This window comes from Alteromonas sp. K632G (assembly GCF_017653625.1).
Classification (GTDB): domain Bacteria; phylum Pseudomonadota; class Gammaproteobacteria; order Enterobacterales; family Alteromonadaceae; genus Alteromonas; species Alteromonas naphthalenivorans.
Genome location: NZ_JAGGDM010000011.1, coordinates 80,505 through 94,757, shown reverse-complemented (window position 1 = coordinate 94,757; position 14,253 = coordinate 80,505). Strand labels below are relative to the sequence as shown.

General features: G+C 43.2%; 14 protein-coding genes. 7 read left to right on the top strand and 7 right to left on the bottom strand.

The genetic code is table 11. The annotated features are described in order from the left end of the window. Window positions 1-100 precede the first annotated feature (100 nt). Both J5X92_RS12235 and J5X92_RS12230 read right to left on the bottom strand, forming a co-directional pair. Window positions 101-790, bottom strand: coding sequence for a response regulator (locus J5X92_RS12235; RefSeq protein WP_208805856.1), 690 nt, complete (start codon window positions 788-790; stop codon window positions 101-103). Beyond that, on the bottom strand, window positions 790-2,199 hold the full coding sequence (locus J5X92_RS12230) for an ATP-binding protein (protein WP_013783630.1): 1,410 nt from the start codon (window positions 2,197-2,199) through the stop codon (window positions 790-792). The genes J5X92_RS12235 and J5X92_RS12230 overlap by 1 nt, the downstream gene beginning before the upstream one ends. A gap of 141 nt (window positions 2,200-2,340) precedes the next feature. On the opposite strand from J5X92_RS12230, the gene J5X92_RS12225 reads away from it, so the two are divergent. From J5X92_RS12225 to J5X92_RS12215, 3 genes are all read left to right on the top strand, one after another. Then, window positions 2,341-2,577 carry a hypothetical protein gene (locus J5X92_RS12225; protein ID WP_208805855.1) on the top strand — a complete coding sequence of 79 codons (237 nt, stop codon included), beginning with the start codon at window positions 2,341-2,343 and terminating at the stop codon, window positions 2,575-2,577. 215 nt (window positions 2,578-2,792) lie between these two features. Continuing rightward, complete coding sequence (locus tag J5X92_RS12220) at window positions 2,793-3,383, top strand: hypothetical protein (protein ID WP_208805854.1); 591 nt, start codon at window positions 2,793-2,795, stop codon at window positions 3,381-3,383. An 85-nt stretch (window positions 3,384-3,468) separates the two neighbouring features. After that, window positions 3,469-4,050 (top strand): hypothetical protein, encoded by a 582-nt coding sequence (locus J5X92_RS12215; protein WP_208805853.1) that lies wholly within the window; start codon window positions 3,469-3,471, stop codon window positions 4,048-4,050. Between the two features lie 54 nt (window positions 4,051-4,104). On the opposite strand, the gene J5X92_RS12210 is transcribed toward J5X92_RS12215, so the two are convergent. Further along, complete coding sequence (locus J5X92_RS12210; RefSeq protein WP_208805852.1) at window positions 4,105-5,091, bottom strand: endonuclease/exonuclease/phosphatase family protein; 987 nt, start codon at window positions 5,089-5,091, stop codon at window positions 4,105-4,107. Window positions 5,092-5,385: 294 nt separating this feature from the next. Between J5X92_RS12210 and J5X92_RS12205 the strand changes: the two genes are divergently transcribed. After that, window positions 5,386-5,997, top strand: coding sequence for a BON domain-containing protein (locus tag J5X92_RS12205; protein ID WP_126873415.1), 612 nt, complete (start codon window positions 5,386-5,388; stop codon window positions 5,995-5,997). A 370-nt stretch (window positions 5,998-6,367) separates the two neighbouring features. Beyond that, the gene (locus tag J5X92_RS12200) at window positions 6,368-6,730 is read left to right on the top strand and encodes a hypothetical protein (RefSeq protein ID WP_244360699.1); all 363 of its coding nucleotides are present in this window, start codon (window positions 6,368-6,370) and stop codon (window positions 6,728-6,730) included. Window positions 6,731-6,773: 43 nt separating this feature from the next. Here the strand turns inward: J5X92_RS12200 and J5X92_RS12195 are convergent, their stop codons facing one another. The 4 genes from J5X92_RS12195 to J5X92_RS12180 all read right to left on the bottom strand — a co-directional run bounded on the left by J5X92_RS12195 (window position 6,774) and on the right by J5X92_RS12180 (window position 11,759). Then, window positions 6,774-7,826 carry a DUF2891 domain-containing protein gene (locus tag J5X92_RS12195; protein ID WP_244360730.1) on the bottom strand — a complete coding sequence of 351 codons (1,053 nt, stop codon included), beginning with the start codon at window positions 7,824-7,826 and terminating at the stop codon, window positions 6,774-6,776. A 159-nt stretch (window positions 7,827-7,985) separates the two neighbouring features. Further along, window positions 7,986-8,870, bottom strand: coding sequence for a 5'-methylthioadenosine/S-adenosylhomocysteine nucleosidase (locus J5X92_RS12190; RefSeq protein ID WP_208805850.1), 885 nt, complete (start codon window positions 8,868-8,870; stop codon window positions 7,986-7,988). Between the two features lie 184 nt (window positions 8,871-9,054). Beyond that, window positions 9,055-10,491, bottom strand: a complete 1,437-nt coding sequence (pyk, locus tag J5X92_RS12185) for a pyruvate kinase (protein WP_062087417.1) — start codon at window positions 10,489-10,491, stop codon at window positions 9,055-9,057. Between the two features lie 416 nt (window positions 10,492-10,907). Next, window positions 10,908-11,759 (bottom strand): MurR/RpiR family transcriptional regulator, encoded by an 852-nt coding sequence (locus tag J5X92_RS12180; protein WP_126873424.1) that lies wholly within the window; start codon window positions 11,757-11,759, stop codon window positions 10,908-10,910. A 295-nt stretch (window positions 11,760-12,054) separates the two neighbouring features. Here J5X92_RS12180 and zwf point away from each other — a divergent pair, with 295 nt between their 5' ends. Both zwf and pgl read left to right on the top strand, forming a co-directional pair. Beyond that, entirely contained in the window at window positions 12,055-13,551 is a 1,497-nt protein-coding gene (gene zwf, locus J5X92_RS12175) for a glucose-6-phosphate dehydrogenase (protein WP_208805849.1), read from the top strand. A 1-nt stretch (window position 13,552) separates the two neighbouring features. Next, the gene (gene pgl / locus J5X92_RS12170) at window positions 13,553-14,245 is read left to right on the top strand and encodes a 6-phosphogluconolactonase (protein ID WP_013783641.1); all 693 of its coding nucleotides are present in this window, start codon (window positions 13,553-13,555) and stop codon (window positions 14,243-14,245) included. Window positions 14,246-14,253 lie beyond the last annotated feature (8 nt).

Here is a 14,253-nt window from a genome sequence, read left to right as displayed (position 1 = left end):
TAGATTTGAATGTCTATTGAATTACCAATTCCAAGACTATCGCTAAAATGTGCAGTTTCTGTGCAGGTTCGAAGGGGCTTTAATGAAGATGTATCACAGGCTACTGTACTTTGTAGCCAATGCCATATACCGCGTGAATAGGGCTGATGTGTTCTGCCGTCGCTAATTTGTGGCGAAGGTTTTTCATATGGCTGTCGATGGTGCGGTTACTTACCACTCTGCCATCTTCATAGCCAAGCTCCATAAGCTGGTCGCGGGAATAGACTACGCCAGGTTTTGTCATCATCGTTTTCAATAACCGGAATTCTACCGGTGTAAGCTCAATAATGTTGCCATCCACAGCACATTCAAACCGAGACATATCCAATTCGATATGGCGGAAAGTGAGCTTTTCTGATGACAAATCAGTTTGGGTTTGTTGCGTGGTTCGCCGCAATACCGCTTGTATCCGTGCTACGACTTCACGTGCTGAAAAAGGTTTACAAACGTAGTCATCAGCACCTGCTTCTAAACCAATAAGTCGGTCTATTTCATCGACTCGGGCGGTCAACATGATTATGGGTACCATAGAAAAACTACGTAGCGATTTGCAAATGGTGAGTCCGTCCACACCGGGCAGCATTCTATCTAAAATAATGGCCGACGGAGCTTCCTTTTTTACCGTATCAACCACGTGTGTGCCTTCATTTAATACGGTAGATGTGAATCCTTCCAAGGCAAGAAATTCAACTAAAATTTGCGCAATTTTATCTTCATCTTCAACAATGAGTACATGTTTGTGCGGTGTCATTAGTTATTATCCGTAGTGAAATGTTTGGGCAGTTCTGCCGTAATTTTAACGCCGCCGAGCGACGAAACTGACGCGCTAATTTTGCCACCATGGGCCTCAATAATTTGTTTACTAATTGATAGACCAAGGCCAGCACCTTGTGTTCGACGTCTACGTGAGGCATCTTCTCTAAACAAAGGTTCAAATAATGCCGCCGCATTTTCTTTCGCGATGCTTGGCGCTGAATCTTGGACAATAATAACGATAAAGGAAGGTTGTTCTGAAACCACTACCTCCACGGTACCTGGTGCATCGGTATACTCACATGCGTTAACTAACAAGTTGAGCATAAGCTGTTTCAAGCGTTGGTGGTCGGCGTTAATGGTGATGTTGGGTGGGCAGGAACAAGTGAAGGTAAGCCCTTTTGTATCAAAAATATGCGCAAGGCTTTCGCTTTGTTGCACGATTACTTGGCTCAAATTCACTGACGAGAAATGATAAGAAAGCCCGCCAATATCAGACAGTGATAATTGGTATAAATCTTCAACCAATAAAGACAAGCGTGTGACCTCTTGGTCAAACGAGGCCAGTTGTTTTTGATCAAGTGGTCGAATCCCTGCTTTTATCAATTCAATTTCGCCCGATAAAATGGTGAGAGGCGTACGGAGTTCGTGAGAGATATCAGCTAGCCATTGACTTTTAGTATTTTTGTGCGCTCCAAGGGTATTTCCCAATGTATTTATGTGCCGCATCAGCTCGCCAAATTCATCAGGACGGTTTTCTGGCAAGTTGGTTTTATACTGATGGGCGGTTAGGCCTTTAACGCTTTGTAATATTGCCTTAAAAGGGCTTAGCATGCGCGGCGTAACGCCTAATGCCAGTATAAGCGAGGCAATAAGCGACAATAGGCCTATAAAGATAATGGCTTGCAGCTGTTGTTCAGAAAAAGCGCGAGCCACATCAGAATCAGGTGTCTTAGGCGGGTAACTGGTAAGCCGACCTATGATCTGGCCGTTAAAGTCGAGTTTCACGCTTACTTCATTTCGTTCGTTTTCGTCTTCATAGGACGCTTGCCCAGATACGACGTCCCCAGACGGATTAGTGAGTAATGTAGGAGGGCCGGCAGATACATCTTCAATTTGATGTCTAGGGGGAGGGAAGCCACCAGGTCGAGGTCGCATTCCAGGGCGTCGATGGGGCATGCCAGTAGGCGCTACACTCTCTATTTGAATGTTGTCCCAACTGTTATTATTGCTGCTGTATTCTGCAATAAGTACGCGACTCAAACTCCTCAGGCGCTCTCGCTCCTGATTTTGAATAAATTCATTAAAGCCTTGCTCGAAGCTCCATCGTGCAAGTGCTAATGAAAGCGACAAAGACACACAGGTAAAGCCGACAAGAATAACAAGTAATTTATGGGATAGTTTCATTCTGCTGAGTATATCTATCCTTGTGCGTTGCTCACAATTGTTTCTGCTTTTATTCCCTTACTTCTACATGTTCTCTACACTGTATCTGCACAATTAACGCGTATGCTGAATGTGAGTTAGTTAATCTTCTTAGGAAAAGTCATGAAATTGTTAAAACTTGTATTCGTTGCCACACTTATTACTGGAAGTTTAAGTGCATTTGCCCAACAGGGCCGTCCGAATGGACCGCCACCTGAAGCTATTGAAGCATGTGAAGATAAATCTGAGGGAGATTCGGTCTCATTTGAAACCCGCCGCGGTGACAGCGTGGAAGGTACCTGTGAAATGGTTGAGGAGCAACTGGTAGCGGTTCCTGAAAATCATCGCGAACAGCGCTAATTCCCCGCTCTATCATTTCCATACCCATCCAAAAACGTAAACTGGCAGTGTAATAATACACCGTCAGTTTCTGCTTTGTTATTACAGAACGCTCTAACAAAAAAATACCAAATATGGCATACTCGTCAATCATTAAGCTGAGTATTTTTAGCGCGCCCCGTTGTTAGGTTTTTTTCACAGCGCATTGGCTTAAAATATTTTATTGGAGGCCTAGTATGCAATACAGTGACGAGCGCCTTAACGAACTAGTAAACGCCAGAAATTCAGAGGTTCCAGACGTATTTAGCGTCCAGTGTGATGGTATTGAACTTTATGTTCACGTTAGCCCTTACGTATGGATCCGCCCTTGGGAAGGACGTGACCACACGGCTTTTTCTGTGGGGCTAGCGCCAGGATGCCCTAATGCATGTCGGTTGTTCGGTAAAATTGATGTGCCTTACTTGCATATTTCGCTAGAGACACTTAAACAGGCAGCGGTTAAGCGTGTAACTGAAGCGGGAATATCGTTTTTAACGAAACGAGGCGCGGGGGTGAAAAGCTTTGCTATTCACCCAAGAGGTGGTTTGACGTCAGTAGATGAAAGCCGTGCTTATCAAGATGCTTACGTAAATGGCTACCGCTATGTAGTGCATGTTTATCAGTTACGGAGTGGGGGGCTTGGAAAGCGCTTTGCTGAATGGTTCTTTTTTGGAGAGCCAGAGCCGTCTGTGATCTTGACAAAATTACGTCGTCAGCAAGATAACCTTGCAGACTCAATGCATTTTGAAATATGTCAATTGTCTACGGAACTTCCTAAGTCGGCGTAAATCTTAATTAGTATAATAAACTATGGTTCACTTGTGAGCGTAATCATATCTATATAAAGTGAGTAAAAATCAAGTGGAGAGAGTTGTGAACTCTGAATCGGTAGTTGAACTTCGCAACTATGAAAAAAGCCAGTTAAAACAAGTTAGTGTTATTTCGGGTATTTCACCTAATGCCATGCGAAGGGTATTTGGTGGGTGGATATTATTTGCTGCATTAGTAGGAATAATTGTTTCTGTTGCACCAGATTTAGATAGTCAATTTATTGGTTTAACCCTGTTTGTTTTAGTGGCCTTCACAGTCGTAATGTTCTGGCAAAGCCGAATTTCTGAAGGGTGGCCAGCCATTATTTGCGATGACGACTATATAGGTGTGGTACGAGATCCTGTTCTGCGTGAATACGTGTGCGTCAAAAAAAGTATTATTACCGATGCGCAACCTTCATTGATTAAACCCAATAAAAAAGCGGTTGAAATGAGTTTAGATACTAGCGCACTTAGCGAAACCGATACCGCTATTTTGAAACAAGCGGTGTGGCCGCGAGAAGACAAACTTATTGGTCTTGCCCATTTTAAGCGTCGTGAAGAAGCATGCGAAAGCGTAATGTGGTGCGTAAATCACAATACAAAAGCAGTTAGGTCCGTTCCAATACGTCGTGTGCCTACCTAGTTGTAAGCCTTTTCAATATTAAGCCGCTTTATAGCGGCTTTTTACTTTCTGCATTCAGGCTTTTGGCTTCAGCTTCAATCGCGTTAGCAGCGGGTAGTGATCTGAGCCAATATCAGACAGTTTTCTAATGTCTTCCAGCATAAAATGACTCGAATGAAACACATGGTCCAATGGCCATTTAACTAGCGGGTAGTGGGCGTGAAACGTATTGAAAAATGCACGTCCTATTCTTGGGTCAAGCATACCGCTTATTTTCTTAAATTTTCTGGTAGTAGGCGACCATGCTACATCATTCAAGTCCCCAGCTACTATTATAGGCCCGTCTTTTTTAGCTATTTCATGGCCTACCATAGTAAGTTCGACATCTCTGGGCCTAGCCGTTTTGTTCTCAGTGGGGCTAGGTGGCTTTGGATGAAGGAAGTAAAGCGTCACATCTTGTCCATCCATATCGATAGTGACAAGCATGGAAGGCACATCATCTTCTACTAAATAGTTGAGCTTGGCCGTTTTCAGTGGGTATTTACTGTAAAGATGCATGCCATACAGGTTTTCCAAAGGGCAATGCTGCTGGTGAGGATGAGTTTCGTTTAGTGCCGATAGGGCTATTTCCCAGCGCTTGTTAGATTCAAGAGTAACGACGAAGTCTGGATTGGTGTCACGCACATGCTTTAATAGCTTGTCATAATCTTCATTGGGCATAAAGACATTGCTAGATAAAATACTAATACTCTCACCAGCATCTTGAGAAGATGCTTTAACCACTTCCTTTTTATAAAAGAAGGTATAAGGCAAGATCCAAATAGCTTGGTAAATCGCGCAGGCAATTAATCCAATATAAAGCAATGCGGTGATAAGCGTGTTCAAAGCGGAGAAATCCGATGGATACATAACCCCTCGGGCAATCAACACTATCACCATTAAGCCAAGTAGCTGTAGCCGTGGAAATTCCCATACCCTAACCAACCAATGCTTCGACGGGAGTGAAGGGGCTAAAGTGGCAGCGATAAGCAATATCGCCATGGTGTTCAGTAAAATATTCATTGTCGTTCCTGACTAAGTTGTTTTTTGCTTTGCTGTCTTGCTTGCGAACTCTTTAAACAAGACAAACTCGGCTATTGCTCGATTAATAATAAGTATATTGGTTAACGAATATTCAATTTTCGTTCCGGTTGAGCAAGATGTAAGTAAAAAATGCGCATAGGTCGAAAAGTTTGCAGAGATGTTAACAAGTGATAATTAAAGTGAAAGTGAAGTAAATTGTTATAAATCAGTCGGTTGCTGCGTTGGCTCGAGTTTCGCATTAGCTATTGGGAGTTTCAACAAAGGAGAACTGTTATGAAACGTACATTACTTTCTATACTTGTAGCGACCTCGATGACAACTGCAGCTTTTGCTGGTGACATGGAGACAGATAACAAATGGGAAAAAGGCGCTAAGGATGCGTGGATAGACGGCAAAGCCGAAGCAACACTACTATTCAACGGCAACCTTGATTCATTCGATATCAATACAGACGTAAACAACGGTAACGTTGTTCTGACAGGTAAGGTAGATCATTCAGTTGATAAGAAATTAGCAGAAGAGTTAGTTTCAAATATCGACGGTGTTATGTCAGTAGACAACCAGCTTTCTATTATTGAAGAGAAAGACATGGATAAAATGGCAAGCGACATGTCGGATGACGCTGAATCAGAATATGATGAGCAAACGGGCACGCTTACTGATGCCAAAATTGCTACTGTTATTAAAACTCGCCTATTAATGGATAGCGACATCTCTGGTTTCGATATTGATGTAGATGTTGAAGCCGGTAACGTTACACTAACGGGTAACGTAGACTCAGACGCCGAGCGTCAACTTGCTGTCGAAATAGCGAAAAATGCTTCAGATGTAAAAAATGTTGAAGATAATTTGCAAGTTATTACTGAAACAGCCATGAAACACTAAGCAGTTATTAGTAAGATGAAAGGGGCCAATCGGCCCCTTTTTTAATGTCTATCAAACCCTAGAATTCCATAATAACGCGATATATCGAGTAGTAAAGTGACATTTGCGCTTATTTCAACATGCCGTTTTTTCGCAGCAACATGTAGTATTTTCCCATCCAGTTTACAACTTTTGTCTTACAACCTTTGACGAATTTTCTTTCTAACCCTTGATGCGTATACTCTTCGCGGTAATCAGGTAGCAGTAAGAAATTTGGAACACAATGTGCAATACAAGTTGTAATTAAGTGTTTAAGTTACAACGTGCAGTAGTCATTTAGAACCAACGCGTTCTTACATGGATAATAGCAAGTTAGTATAAAAGGAAGTGAATGATGAAAGTATTAAATTGGTTAGTTTCAGGTGTGTTGATTTCACTGCTTATTGTGCTTGCAGGCGTGTTAACAAACAACATGGCTTATGTGGGTAAAGCGAACGCAGATGATTCAGACAAATCCCACCATGCCTCTATCGTAAAAGTAGAACGCATACTTGCTCAGACCGAGTTCGATGTATCTCAGAAGCGAGATTTATTACGTAAAACACGTATTGAGTTTTACCTTGCAGAAGCAAAGCAGGCGGACTTACGTAATTGGACATTTAAGCGTGATGATTTAATCGACCGCGCAAAGAACATTTTAGTCCATCACCAAACACAGTTTACTTCAACAACTACAGAGTTTGCGAGCATCTAAGCTCGCCAACTCTGCTTCATTTAATCTAGTATTAGTAAGTGGTTTAAAGCCCGCGTTGGGTTTCCAGATAAGTAGCAAAGCTGCCAAGCCAGTGACTTCCCATATAATGCATATCGTTTATCACAGCATCGACTCCCGCTACCTTATGTGATTGTGCTGCACTGTTAATTGCTGCAACACGCTTATCGTCTGACGGCAATGCAGAGGCAATACCTTCAAGCATCCATGCACGACTTAAATTTAAACCATCTAGATGCGCAAGTTTACCATCACTTTTATCCACTACAGTGGCTACGTTTATCCATGAACCATCGCCATCAATAGGAATGCTGGGTAAAAAAGCAGACAGCCATTTTGCATAACGCTCGCTTGAATATACTCGGCGCATCAAGTCAGCTTCTGCAACACACGGTGATAAGAAGTCCTGGCCTGATGGTTCGTAAGCTAGCGGGCAATTCACGTCATTGGCATATAACTTTGTGATGGTTTTGGTAAGCAAATTTTCAAATGCAACATCGCCAGCCGTGCGGCTCCAATCTAACATAAGCCCGAATGCAAACGCGGTTTGACTATGTTCGCCCACTCGAATAGGAAATGAAAGCTTAGGGAGCCAATCTGTTACGTTGGCGACGATTTTTTTCTCAAGTGGTAGTAGGGTGGTTAGCCACCGTTTAGCTTCGGGTGAATTCCACTCACGTAATTCACTGGTTAGTTGTAAAAACCAAGCAAGCCCATAGGGACGTTCAAAGCTTGTACCTGTACCCTCACGGTTAAAGTAAGCGACTTCACCAGCGATATTCTCTTCGGTAAAACTGATGTCGAGGTGTTTTATAATGTCCGGGTAGTGAGGCGTTTCTGGATATTGGCTCGCAATGCGGGTTAATAACCAATGCCCATGTACAGATGAGTGCCAATCAAAGCAGCCGTAAAACGCGGGATACAGCTGTTTAGGCGGCTTAACATGTTCGGCCCCTGTCATCATGTGTTTAATGATGTTTGGGTATTCTTTATGAACACAGGCTAATGCGAGTTGGGCGAAGCGGTTTGCTAACGTTAAGTCACTCGATGAGGCCTTTGTGTCGGCAGTGTTCGCCATCAGTGATGGTGAAACTAGGGTGAGTGCGAGTATAAGTTTACGAAGCAGGGTTAATTTCATAAAATAAATGCCAATGGGTTTTAAGAATGAAAGTGCCAAGTTATTTGCTGTAAGGGTAAAATAACTTGGCGGCTATAATGGGGCTATTTTCCAAGGCGCTTATAAAGTCTTTGGCAACGATGCGATATAAGCTTCAACAACGGTTTTTACAAAGATTTGGCAAGCTTCTGCTGTACCAGGGTTATATTCACCGTGATTGGTAATGTTGTTAGATAAGATACGAATACCAAGAAAAGGTACGCCATAAGCATGGGCAATTTGCGCTGCCGATGCTGATTCCATTTCCTCTACGCTGGTCCCTAGATTTTTGTGAAGCCATGCAATGCGATCAATTTCGTTATTCCAAAAATTACCGCTGCCGATGGTGCCTTTCACAACGTTTCCACTTTTATGTTCCTTGCTTAACGACATCGCAAGCTCAAGTAAGGTTTCATCACCTGCATAAAAACGAATTTTTTCAGCATCTGTTGCACTGTCACCTTCGCCGGCACTGCCTTCTGACGCCATTAAATCCATAGGGATCCAATTCAGAGGGCGAGAGCCTTCGCCCGCTTCTAGCTTAGGGGTTTTGAAATTACTCGCGTTTACGCTTTTTTCGCCCAATACGATATCACCAACGTTTAGCTTAGGATCGTGCCCACCGGATGTACCCTGATTAATAATGATTCTTGGTTGGTAGCGACTTATACCTATAGCCGTTGCCGCAGCAGTGTTCTCTAAGCCTTTTCCTGTTTTGGCGACCACGATAGGGTGCCCGTTTAACGTCCCCAAATAGAAGGTGGCGTTACCTGAATGTTCAATACGAACGTCGGTTAAAAGTGATGCGAAGTACTCTGCTTCAATTGGCATGGGTCCTTGAATCATGATTGGCGCTAATGGCGTTTCAGAAGCGGCTACTATTACACTTTTCATGGATGATTCAGCCATGCTGTTAAAGCAAAGTAGCGCAAAAAGCGCGGAAAAAAGAGGAGCGGTTATTTTCATTATTATTCCGTTGAAGTAAGCGTGGTAAGTAAAACTACAAGTGAAAGACACCTTTCATTTCTACCAGTTTGGTATGTGAATTACAATGTGTATAGGCAGTAGGTGCCCGTGATACAGAACGTTGAATACGCATAAAAAAGGCAGCCATTGGCTGCCTTTAAAAAGTATTAAGTAGGAGTAACGGTTATTCTACTTCAACAATTTTAAGCGTATTGGTTGCACCAATTTTTTCCATTTCATCACCGTATGTCAAAATGATGTTGTCGCCGCTTTGCACTAAACCTTTGGCTTTAAGTGCTGCAACGACATCATATTTTAATTGACCAGGTTCGCTTTTCGATGAATCGAAATAAACAGGCTTAACACCGCGGAATAAGGCCATAGTGTTTAATGTACCTTCATGGCGAGACATCGCAATGATAGGCAGCGAGGTAGTAATACGCGACATTAACTTAGGCGTGTTACCGCTTTCAGTTAACCCTACAATCGCTTTAACGCTGGGTAGGTGGTTTGCTGCGTATACTGCTGACAACGCAATTGATTCGCTAGTAGATGAGAAAAGCTCATCCATGCGGTGCTTAGAAATTTTAACGCTAGGGTGCGTCTCGGCACCTTCACAAACGCGCGCCATCGCTTGAACAGTTTCAATCGGGAAGCTACCTGCTGCAGTTTCAGCTGAAAGCATAACCGCGTCTGTACCATCTAGTACCGCATTGGCAACGTCCATAACCTCTGCGCGCGTAGGCATAGGGCTATCAATCATCGATTCCATCATTTGCGTTGCTGTAATAACAATTTTGTTAAGCTGGCGTGAACGGGCAATAAGCTTTTTCTGAACACCCACTAGCTCGGCGTCACCAATTTCAACACCTAGGTCACCACGCGCAACCATCACCGCATCTGACGCACTGATAATGTCTGTGATAGCTTCATCAGTGGCTACTGTTTCAGCACGCTCTACTTTAGCGCAGATTTTTGCATAACAGCCTGCTTCTTCAGCTAGCTTTCTTGCGTAATTAAGATCTTCACCACTACGAGGGAATGAAACCGCAAGGTAATCAACGCCAATTTCAGCAGCCGTGATAATGTCTTTCTTATCTTTTTCAGTAAGGGCTTCAGCTGACAAACCACCGCCTTGACGGTTAATGCCTTTATTGTTTGATAATTTGCCACCAACAGTTACTTCTGTTAGTACTTTACGACCTTCTACGCCGGTGACTTTAAGTTGAATACGACCGTCATCAAGTAACAAAATATCGCCAGCACTTACGTCATCAGGTAGTGCTTTATAGTCGATGCCAACTTGCTTGGCATCGCCCGCATCGCGGTCTAGTTCAGCATCAAGTGTAAAGCTATCGCCAATAGACAACTTAACCGCGCCTTCAGCAAAACGAGCAACACGAATTTTTGGCCCTTGCAAATCGCCTAAAATGGCAACGTATTTACCTAAGTTTTTAGCCGCTTCTCTTACGCGTTTCGCACGCTCGATATGATCTTCCGCCTGGCCGTGTGAAAAGTTCATACGAACCGTGTTCGCACCGGCGGCAATTAGTTCTTGAATTTTTTCGAGTGAATCAGTGGCAGGGCCAAGCGTTGCAAGAATTTTCGTTCTTCTGGTCATTAGGAGTCCGTCGCAATTTTTAAGTGATGTAGCACAAGTAGATATATGGCTAGCCTGCGTATTTTGTACAAAGGTTAACCTGTAATCGCTTTACGTAATTTTATTACAGAATAGTAGATGAATCTGACATAAATGTGAATGAAAGATGAAGAAATGGGAACTGAGCCGACCAGTTGCGTCATTCATCTCAATAATAGAGTGTTAATGCCATCCACTGCCTTTTCTGTATTTTAAATAATCAATAGTTAAGCTTGTTTCCACTTAACTAGGGTAGCAGGTATGGCGAAAAAATGTGGTTAATTACCGAAGAGAGTAGGGAGCGGGGCATTTACCGAAGTATTACAAGTATAGCGAACCCGAGTTAGGCACCAATGCACGTATTGGTAGGCTAACTCGAATGCGTGAAGCAGCAGTACTTATTCGTTGCGCTTTTCGTAGCGAGAACCGCGCAAGGTATCTTTCACCCGCTTTAAATTCTCTCTAAACTTATTACCGCGTCGTAACGTGAACCCTGTAGCAAGCACGTCTATGAGCGTAAGTTGCGCAATACGTGATGCCATTGGCATATACATATCAGTATCTTCCGGCACCTCAAGCGACAATACATACGTACATTCATGTGACAATGGGCTGTCGGCTGACGTTATACCAACCACCGTTGCATCGTTCATGCGGGCAATCTGTGCAATCTCTACCAAGCTTTTGGTTCGGCCGGTATGTGAGATAAGCACCACAACATCGCCAGTAGAACAATTCATGCAGCTCATGCGCTGCATCAAAATGTCTTCAAAGTAGACCACTGGCACATTGAAACGGAAAAATTTGTTTAGTGCATCGTGTGCCACAGAGGCTGATGCGCCAAGTCCAAAAAACGATATCTTTTGTGCTTGAGTTAACAAATCTACAACGCGATTAACCACTTGCACGTCTACAGACTGTCGCGCAACTTCAAGAGAAGCCATGGTCGATTCGAAGATTTTGTTGGTATAATCTTCTGGCCCATCGTTTTCATCAACATGACGGTTTACGTACGGCGTTCCATTTGCGAGACTTTGTGCTAAATGAAGTTTAAAGTCTGGAAAGCCTTTCGTATCTAAACGTCGACAAAAGCGGTTAACTGTCGGTTCACTAACATCCGACATTTTGGCCAAGGTTGCTATACTCGAGTGAATAGCTGTTTGCGGATTCGCAAGGATCACATCAGCCACTTTTCGTTCTGATTTGCTGAATGACGCTTTATTTTGTGTAATTTTTTCTAAAATATTCATACAGAAAGCAATTAGTAAGGGAAAATTGATGTAGGTTACCCGACTCATAGTACCCAATGTGACGGAAGTGACAAGAAAAATGTAATTTTTTGACATTTTTTATCATTTCTGGGGAACAAAAGGGGCCAAGTTAGGGTACTAACCCGTTAATATATAGAAATGAGATTCAATAGTTTCCAAAAGTTGTAATTTTACTACATTTGGTGTTAACTATATGCTAATAACACGTGGATGGCGTTAGAAGGTACGTCTACCTCACGTTAGTTTCACACATACATTTAAAAGGTCGACGAAAATGGTATTGGAAAATTCCTACGAACCCTGTGATTTCGTGCTCTTTGGCACATTGGGTGATCTTTCACGACGCAAATTACTGCCGTCATTATATCAGCTTGAAAAAGCAGAGCTTATCCACCCAGACACAACGATTGTTGGCGTAGCTCGCCACGAAATGGAATTAGAAGACTATATCGCTGAGGTGCATACAAACTTAGTTAAGTTTGGTGATAAAGAGCTTTGTGAGCAAACGTGGGAGCGCATGAAAGCGCGTCTTCATTATGCATGTGTCGATATGAAAGATATCGCTAGCTACTGCGTTTTAGAAGACCATGTTGACCCTGCTCGTACTATGGTGTGTTATTTAGCAACACCGCCTTCTATTTATGGCGATATCTGTCGTGGTTTACACGGCTGTAAAATCATCGACTCGAGTGTGCGTGTGGTACTTGAAAAGCCAATTGGCCATGACCTTGAGTCTTCAAAAGTAATTAATGAGCAAGTTGCCGAATACTTCGACGAGAAACAAATTTATCGTATCGATCATTACCTTGGTAAAGAAACGGTACTTAACCTTGTTGCACTTCGTTTTGCTAACTCTATCTTCGCGACCAACTGGGATCACAACTGTATTGACCATGTTCAAATTTCAGTTGCAGAATCGGTAGGTATTGAAGGCCGTTGGGGCTATTTCGACGACGCAGGTCAAATGCGTGATATGGTGCAAAACCATTTGCTTCAAATTTTAAGCTTAGTGGCCATGGAGCCACCTACAACACTGGATGCTGACAGCATTCGTGATGAAAAGCTTAAAGTTCTTAAAGCGCTGCGCCCGATTAATTCAACGAACATTAGCGATAGCACGGTTCGTGGACAGTACACAGCAGGTTTTGTTAAAGGTGAAGAAGTACCAGGCTACTTGGAAGAAGAGGGTGCTAACACTCAAAGTAGAACGGAAACCTTCATTGCTATTAAAGCAGAGATTGATAACTGGCGTTGGGCGGGTGTTCCGTTCTACCTTCGTACTGGCAAGCGTATGCCATCGAAAGTCAGTGAAGTGGTTATCTACTTTAAGCGTCAGCCACACAACTTGTTTGGCGATAGCTTTAAAAACTTGCCACCTAACAAACTGGTAATTCGACTTCAGCCTGATGAAGGTGTTGAAATTACCGTAATGAACAAAGTGCCTGGCTTAACCAGCTCTGGCTCTATGGATTTACAAAAATCAAAATTGAACTTGAGCTTCTCTGAAGCCTTTGCTGACGATCGTATTCCTGATGCCTATGAAAAGCTACTTCTTGAAGTCATGCTAGGCAATCAAGCGCTGTTCGTTCGCCGTGATGAAATTGAACAAGCCTGGACATGGGTTGATTCAATTTTAGAAGCATGGAAATCGTCTAATGAACCACCAGAGCCTTATCAGGCAGGTACGTGGGGACCGGTAGATTCAATTGGCCTTTTGGCACGCGCGAATCGCAGTTGGTACGAAAGCAAAACGGTAAGGAAGAAGAAATAATATGGCGTTAACAACTCTTTCATTCGATACACCTGATGCGCTCACCTCAGCCTTTGCTGAAGACTTGGTGAGCATTCTTAAAACTGGCATTAAAACCCGCGGGCGTGCTTCGCTTGTGGTAAGTGGCGGCAGAACGCCTCTTGCGCTGTTTAAGCAGTTGAGCGAAACCGACATAGAGTGGGACAAGGTAGATATAACCCTTGCTGATGAACGTTGGGTGGAAGAAGGTCATGAAGCCAGTAACACCAGTTTAGTAAAAGCGAACCTTATTCAAAATAAAGCCAGTGCAGCACATTTCGTTGAATTAAAAAGCGACGTTGCTGATGCTAGCGAAGGCGTAAATGCTGCTGAAAAAGCGATTGCAAGTATGTCCCAGCCTTTTGATGCGCTAATTTTAGGCATGGGTGAAGACGGTCATACCGCATCACTATTCCCCTGTTCTGAACAAGTCAATGATGGCTTGAGCATGAACAGTGGCCGCACATGTATTGCTGTACAACCTACAACTGCACCCCATCAACGTATTTCACTTACGTTGCCGGCGTTGCTAAACAGTCGACATATTTTTCTGCATTTAACCGGTGATAAGAAAAAGCAGGTTCTGCTTGATGCACTGGATAATGCTACCGAAGCGCAAAAGCCCATCACGGCCGTGGTAAACAGAGCCCCGGTAACCTTGATGTGGGCGCCATAGGAGACAAT

Coding starts and splice junctions, on each gene's coding strand:
- J5X92_RS12235 (WP_208805856.1), bottom strand. CDS start 790: ATGACACCGCACAAACATGTACTCATTGTTGAAGATGAAGATAAAATT.
- J5X92_RS12230 (WP_013783630.1), bottom strand. CDS start 2,199: ATGAAACTATCCCATAAATTACTTGTTATTCTTGTCGGCTTTACCTGT.
- J5X92_RS12225 (WP_208805855.1), top strand. CDS start 2,341: ATGAAATTGTTAAAACTTGTATTCGTTGCCACACTTATTACTGGAAGT.
- J5X92_RS12220 (WP_208805854.1), top strand. CDS start 2,793: ATGCAATACAGTGACGAGCGCCTTAACGAACTAGTAAACGCCAGAAAT.
- J5X92_RS12210 (WP_208805852.1), bottom strand. CDS start 5,091: ATGAATATTTTACTGAACACCATGGCGATATTGCTTATCGCTGCCACT.
- J5X92_RS12205 (WP_126873415.1), top strand. CDS start 5,386: ATGAAACGTACATTACTTTCTATACTTGTAGCGACCTCGATGACAACT.
- J5X92_RS12200 (WP_244360699.1), top strand. CDS start 6,368: ATGATGAAAGTATTAAATTGGTTAGTTTCAGGTGTGTTGATTTCACTG.
- J5X92_RS12195 (WP_244360730.1), bottom strand. CDS start 7,826: ATGGCGAACACTGCCGACACAAAGGCCTCATCGAGTGACTTAACGTTA.
- J5X92_RS12190 (WP_208805850.1), bottom strand. CDS start 8,870: ATGAAAATAACCGCTCCTCTTTTTTCCGCGCTTTTTGCGCTACTTTGC.
- pyk (WP_062087417.1), bottom strand. CDS start 10,491: ATGACCAGAAGAACGAAAATTCTTGCAACGCTTGGCCCTGCCACTGAT.
- J5X92_RS12180 (WP_126873424.1), bottom strand. CDS start 11,759: ATGAATATTTTAGAAAAAATTACACAAAATAAAGCGTCATTCAGCAAA.
- zwf (WP_208805849.1), top strand. CDS start 12,055: ATGGTATTGGAAAATTCCTACGAACCCTGTGATTTCGTGCTCTTTGGC.
- pgl (WP_013783641.1), top strand. CDS start 13,553: ATGGCGTTAACAACTCTTTCATTCGATACACCTGATGCGCTCACCTCA.